The sequence below is a fragment of the Clostridia bacterium genome (assembly GCA_017554615.1).
Classification (GTDB): Bacteria; Bacillota; Clostridia; order UMGS1840; family HGM11507; genus SIG450.
On sequence record JAFZHY010000005.1, the window covers coordinates 21,102 to 27,638 of the forward strand.

Annotated in this window: 6 protein-coding genes, 1 tRNA gene and 1 pseudogene; 7 read left to right on the plus strand and 1 reads right to left on the minus strand. The window is 32.3% G+C overall.

Annotated features, from left to right (window positions below):
* Positions 1-91 precede the first annotated feature (91 nt).
* The 5 genes and pseudogenes from IKZ35_01660 (at position 92) to IKZ35_01680 (ending at position 3,826) form a co-directional block, all read left to right on the plus strand.
* Entirely contained in the window at positions 92-949 is an 858-nt protein-coding gene (locus IKZ35_01660) for a helix-turn-helix domain-containing protein (GenBank protein MBR4892672.1), read from the plus strand.
* A gap of 50 nt (positions 950-999) precedes the next feature.
* Positions 1,000-1,113 (plus strand): annotated as a pseudogene (locus IKZ35_01665) (mannonate dehydratase).
* Between the two features lie 259 nt (positions 1,114-1,372).
* Entirely contained in the window at positions 1,373-2,137 is a 765-nt protein-coding gene (locus tag IKZ35_01670; GenBank protein ID MBR4892673.1) for an RNA methyltransferase, read from the plus strand.
* Positions 2,127-3,275 (plus strand): AI-2E family transporter, encoded by a 1,149-nt coding sequence (locus tag IKZ35_01675; GenBank protein MBR4892674.1) that lies wholly within the window; start codon positions 2,127-2,129, stop codon positions 3,273-3,275. Before IKZ35_01670 ends, IKZ35_01675 begins: the two co-directional genes overlap by 11 nt.
* Before the next feature lie 464 nt (positions 3,276-3,739).
* Positions 3,740-3,826, plus strand: a tRNA-Leu gene (locus IKZ35_01680).
* A 77-nt stretch (positions 3,827-3,903) separates the two neighbouring features.
* Here the strand turns inward: IKZ35_01680 and IKZ35_01685 are convergent.
* Entirely contained in the window at positions 3,904-4,728 is an 825-nt protein-coding gene (locus tag IKZ35_01685) for an AraC family transcriptional regulator (protein ID MBR4892675.1), read from the minus strand.
* 149 nt (positions 4,729-4,877) lie between these two features.
* Between IKZ35_01685 and IKZ35_01690 the strand changes: the two genes are divergently transcribed.
* Both IKZ35_01690 and IKZ35_01695 read left to right on the plus strand, forming a co-directional pair.
* On the plus strand, positions 4,878-6,104 hold the full coding sequence (locus IKZ35_01690) for a Gfo/Idh/MocA family oxidoreductase (GenBank protein MBR4892676.1): 1,227 nt from the start codon (positions 4,878-4,880) through the stop codon (positions 6,102-6,104).
* A 128-nt stretch (positions 6,105-6,232) separates the two neighbouring features.
* Positions 6,233-6,537: alpha/beta hydrolase (locus tag IKZ35_01695; protein MBR4892677.1), on the plus strand; the 305-nt coding region annotated here is incomplete at its 3' end.

A 6,537-nucleotide genomic window follows, 5' to 3' on the forward strand; every position in this document is an offset into this window, starting at 1 on the left:
TGAAATATTGTAAGTTGTGTGTTAAAATTACTATATATAAATATATCATAGTATAAAAAGGTTAGATTAAATCCGATGGGAGATGATGAAAATGCCAAAGTATTTTGATAAATTTACGCAGGACGGTACAGATGAGTGCGTCAATTCAAAAACTTTTGCTGTTTTCTATTCGAACAAGGAAGAACAGGTTAAAAATATGCATATCCACGATTGTTGCGAAGTGTTTTTATGCTTAAGTAACAGTCAGGAGTTTTTAATTGGCGATTCAATGTTCAGCGCTAACCGTAATGATATGCTTGTTGTCAACCAGTTTGAAATTCATAAACTTTTAGAAAAACCGGGTGCTTTTTGCGAAAGATATGTTTTTAAACTTCATCCGAGATTTCTTCTTTTAAACTCAACATCGCAAACTGACCTTTCTGCCTGTTTTTATGACAGAGTAAAGTTTAAAAGACAGGTAAGTTTAACAGATGAACAAGCGATGGAACTTATCGGAATTTTTAATTCCTTTAAAAAGAGCAGTGAACTTGGCGACGATATTATGATGAATATAAATGCTGTAAAAGCAATGGTTTTAATTAACAGACATCTTTCATGCTCTGATGAAAATGAAAGTATTATTTCTTATACAAGCAATGCAGTAGTTCAGTCGGTAGTCGCTTATATAAATGATAATCTTTTTTCAAACATAAATCTGGATGAACTTTCGAAAAAACATTTTATATCAAAAAACCATCTTTGCAGAATATTTAAAAAGCATACAGGCACAACGGTTGTTAATTATATAACCTTAAGAAGAATTGCCGAAGCAAAGAAATTTTTAAATGATGGTTTTGATGTTAAAGATACATGTGAAAAGTGTGGGTTTAATGACTATTCTCACTTTATAAGAACTTTTAAAAATATTGTAGGCGTTCCGCCTAAGCAATACATAAAAAGAAAAGAATAAAAGAAAAGGTGTAGACTATATTGAAAATGTCGTTTGGATGATACGGTTATGATGACCCTCCGGGATTACCTCGTATCATCACATGTGAAAAGAACTTAGACCGTTTCTTAAAATTATACGACCATGAATATAACGGCTTGACATTTTGTACAGGTTCTTTAGGTAAACAACGGACTATGGGAAGCAATAGAAATCTAAAAAACTTAAAATTATGTTAGAACGAGAACTCAGGACTTTTGTCTTGAGTTCTCTTTTTCCCCAACCTAATCGGGCATATACCAATATAGCCCTGATTAGTTTAGGGAAAATCTACCTATAATTTTAAGTTTTTTACAGCGTAACATTATTTTATCTAAATCTATTGCTAAAAAACAAAAAACGTGATACTATAAAGTTGAATAAATAGGGATATAGGGCTTTAAAATGGAAAGAATAGAAAGTGTTAATAATAAAATAATTAAACTTACAAATTCGCTTAAAATTAAAAAATTCCGTGTAAAAGAAGGCCTTTTTATAGCAGAAGGAGAAAGGCTTGTTTTAGACTCGATGAAGTTTCAAAAGCCTGAGTATCTTATCGTATCAGAAAATTTTTATAATAAAGATTTTGATGTTAAGACATATGTTGTAAGCGAAGAAATATTTAAAAAACTTTGTGAAACTGTTACTCCTCAAGGTATAATAGGTGTTTTTAAAACATCTTTTAAGGATATATCCCAGATAACTTTTGAGAATACAATAGTTTTAAACCGTCTGCAGGACCCCGGAAATCTTGGCACAATTTTAAGAACAGCGAAAGCGACAGGGTTTAAAAACATAATACTTGATAATGAAACGGTTGATGTTTATAACCCTAAAACTGTAAGAAGTTCTATGAGTGCAGTGTTTAACATAAATTTATATCAATCAAAAAATCTTAAAGAAGATATAATAAAACTTAAAGAAAAGGGTTTTCACACAGTTGGAACAATTCTTAATGAAAAGTCTAAAAATTTATATTCGGAAGAATTTAATTATCCTGTGGCATTCGTTATTGGAAACGAAGGAGCAGGAATTGATGAAGAAATACAAAAAGAATGTGATAAATGCATTTTAATTCCTATGGAAGAAGGAATAGAATCTCTTAATGCATCAGTAGCATGTTCTGTTGTGATGTATGAAATGTTCAGGAGGGAAAAGTATGAAAAATGAAGGCAATAAACATTATAGCATTAAAAAGCCATTGATTTTAATTACCTATGCTATACTCTTTTATTTTGTTGTGCACCATTTTGCAACATTTTTAGGTTATATAAAAAGCCTTTTGAAAATTTTAACCCCTCTTTTTATAGGAATAGCAATAGCGTTTATAGTTAACTTGTTCTTAAGATTTTATGAAAAGAAAATTTATAACAAAATCTTAAAGGATAAAGAGGGAGTTTTTAAGAAATTAAGAAGACCTGTATGTGTTATCTTTGCATATGCAACATTTATCGGAATAATATGGATAATAGTTAATTTTATTTCTCCAAAAATTGTGGAAAGTATCCGTACTTTTACAAACAATGTTCCTGCATATATAAATTCTATTAGCGACTATTTATATAACTTTACCTACCAATATGAACTTTCAGCAGAGATTATCAATAAAATGATGGAAAACTTCGGTCTTATTATAAGTAATACAAGCCAGTTTTTAAATTCTTTTATTCCAAAAGTTGTTGATATAACTAAAGCGATTACAACAAGTATTATTGATATATTTATCGGTTGCGTATTTTCTGTGTATATACTTATATCCAAAGAAAAACTTATAAAAATTGCAAAGAAAGTTTTATATGCTCATTTAGAGGAAGAAAAAGCAGAAAAAGTAAGAACCGTTATGAGAAAATCAAACAAAGTATTAAGGTCTTTTGTAGGCGGTCAACTTACCGAAGCGGTTATTTTAGGAGTTTTATGCTATGTGGGAATGAATATTCTTAAAATGCCTTATGCTCCACTTATCAGTGTTATCATCGGCCTTTCAAGTATAGTGCCTGTTATCGGCCCGTTTATAGGAACTGTGCCAAGTGCTCTTTTAATACTTTTAGAAAGTCCTGTTATGGCTATCTGGTTTGTGCTTTTTGTTATCGTTCTTCAGCAGGTTGAAGGTAATGTTATCTATCCTCGTGTAGTTGGAAGTGCAGTCGGCCTTAGCGGTTTCTGGGTTCTTCTTGCTGTAACAGTGGGAGGAGGACTGTTTGGAATTTTAGGCATACTTCTCGGCGTTCCTACAATGGCAGTCATATACAGTATGTACGGACAGTATGTTAATAAGAAAAATGAAGAAAAAGGTATTAAGATAGAATAGTGCAGTAGTACTCGAACACCATATGGTTTTAAAATATAAATTATGTTTCATATTGCAGAAATTTCTTCAGATATACAAAAGTATTATCTTTGATATTTCTTTATCTGAAACAAAATTTCTCGTTTTAAAACTCTTCGACCTTAAACGCAGGAAAATTTTCAAGATTTTTGATGCGAAGGACGAAGTCAGGCTGACGCCTTACGAGGACGACAAATTAAAAAGATTACAATTTAACAAGTTTAAGGCATATTGTGTTCAAGTACTACTGCACTAACCAAATACAAGAAAGTGGAGAAGAATTATGGCAAGAAAAAAGAAATCAGTATGGGATAAACTTTTTATGCTTAATATTTTTACATGCAGCATCATTATTTTAATATGTATGCTTCTGCTAGTTTTAATGTATTTTATTAAGGTTTAATTATTGACTTAATATTTAATTAGTGGTATAATGGCTTGGTAATGCCGGTGTGATGGAATTGGCAGACGTAGTGGACTCAAAATCCACCGGTGGCGACACCGTGCCGGTTCGAGTCCGGCCACCGGCACCAAAAATAAAAACCCTGTCGTAAGGCAGGGTTTTTATTTTTGTATTATTTATTTTTCACTATTCACTTTTCCCTATTACCTACCCTATGTTTCCCTTCTTATATTCCGACGGTGTAACTCCCATTATCTTTTTAAAAGTTTTCATAAAATGTATTTCGTCTGAAAAGCCGACGGAATAGGCAATTTCGTTTATTCTTAAGTCGGAAGATATAAGAAGTTTGGTTGCAAGGTTTATTCTTGATGTTACAATATAGTTTTTGGCAGTTATATTTTTTTCATTTTTAAATATCTTGCAAAGATAGGAATGGCTTATATTAAAATACTCGCATATTTTTTCTAAGGATAAATAAGAGTCGGTAAGATGACAGTCAATATATGTCATAACAGATTCGCAAAGAGTAGGGGAAGTGGTTTTATTATAAGTAGTGTTTATATCAAGCAATTTATAAAAAAGAGAAACCACATCATAATACCCTATCGGAATATTGTTATCTTTTGCATCAAAAATTCTTTTAAACATATGATATACATTTATAAAATCTTTGCAAGGTTTTAAATTAGTGTTTTTAAAGCCGAATTTTTCTCCGTAAGAGTGTGCCATTTCTCCCTCAAATTTTATCCAGACATACTTCCATAAGAACTTATCGTCAGGATAATAACATAAATTAGTATCAGGAGGAATGTAGAACATATCTCCTTTTTTTACGCTGTATACTTTGTCTTCCACTTTGAGAGTGCCGCTTCCCTCAAGCACAATGTGAAGAGTATGGAAACTCTGGACTCTGAAAGTGTAAATGGGCCTTATATAATTAAAATTATGAAAACCTATCCCTTTTATAAACAATTCTTCCCCGTCTTTTTCGTGGAAAAGAATATCCTCCATCTTTCTTTGAGTAAATTCCATAATACCGCCTCCTTTTATAATTGTATTAAAAAAATACTGCCAAGTCAATCGAAAGTGTAAAAAAACACAGTAAAATGTTAAGAAATAACATTTTAAAAATGGGAAACGTGTGATATTTTATAGGAAAAAACACAATGGAGGTTTTAAATATGAAAGACATAAATATTGCGTACATAGGTGTTGGTAAAAGGGGAACATTTAACCTTAAACTTATTTTAAACAGAGAATATAAGGCTAATATTGTAGCAGTGTGTGATGCATATGAAGACAGAGCGATAGACGCTGCCAATTTAGTAGAAGAAAAGGGAAGAAAAAGACCTGACTGTTACACAGATTATAAAGAGGCAATAACAAGAGATGATGTTAATACTGTTATAATATGCAGTGCATGGGAAAATCATATAGAAGCAGCAATATATGCAATGAATCAGAATAAAGCAGTTGCAATAGAAGTAGGCGGAGCATATAATTTAAAAGAATGTTTTGACCTTGTTGAAGCATGGGAAAACACGAAAGTTCCTTTTATGATGCTTGAAAACTGCTGTTTCGGTAAAAAAGAATTACTTGCATATAATATGGCAAAAGCAGGAATATTCGGAGAAGTTGTTCACTGCCACGGAGCATACGGACACGATTTAAGAGAAGAAGTAGTTAAAGGAAAAGAAAGAAGACACTACCGTCTTAAAAACTATATAGAAAGAAACTGTGAAAACTATCCTACACACGAGTTAGGCCCTATTGCTAAAATTCTTAATATCAATGCGGGTAATAAGATGAATAAATTAATATCCGTTTCTTCAAAAAGCGTAGGTATTAAACACTATATAAATGAAAGACTTGAAGAAATAGAAAACAAAGATTTAATCGGTGTAGAATTTAAACAGGGGGATATTGTTAATACAATTATCACTTGTGAAAACGGAGAAACAATTTCTCTAAAACTTGATACAACACTTCCAAGATATTACAGCAGAGAGTTTACCGTGAGGGGAACTAAGGCTATGTATGAGGAAGTTTTAAATTCTATATACACAGACGGAGAGCAGGAATTCTGGGAAACAGACGAATTTGTTAAAAACTATACAAATAATGTTGAAAAATATTATGACGAGCATCTTCCTCCTTTCTGGAAAAACATTACCGAAGAAGAAACCAAAAACGGACACGGTGGAATGGACGCTTACGAATTTGATGTGTTCTTCCACTGCCTTGAAAATGATATTCCATCTCCTATTGATGTATATGATGCAGCATCATGGATGGCAATAACTCCTCTTAGCGAAGAATCAATAAAAACAGGAAAAGCAGTTGAAGTTCCTGATTTTACAAAAGGTAAATGGAAAGAAAGAAAAGTAACTCCTATAAACATACTTTAAATTTCCCTTTTTACTTATGGACTGACGGGTTCCAGCTCCGGCAATTTCACCAGGCATTGATGCGAACAGGAAAATATGATAAAGTGAACCGAACGATAAACCTGAATTTGGCGAGGTGAGTATACAACATGAAGATTCATAATGCACAGTATAGAATTGATGATAGAAGTATTTTGAACTACTATGAGGTTGGAACCGCAAAAAACAAATTATTACTGCTTCATGCCCAGGGGACAAACTCTTGTAGCTTCGATAATGTTGTTACAAAACTTGCAAAGTACTACCATGTGTACATGGTAGATTATTACGGACACGGAAAGAGTTCCCGCAATCCAGAAAAATACAATCTGGTCAGTATCGGCAACGACATCATGGACTTTATTGAAAATGTGATTTGTGATTCTGTTGCCGTGTTGGGTCATTCGTCAGGTGG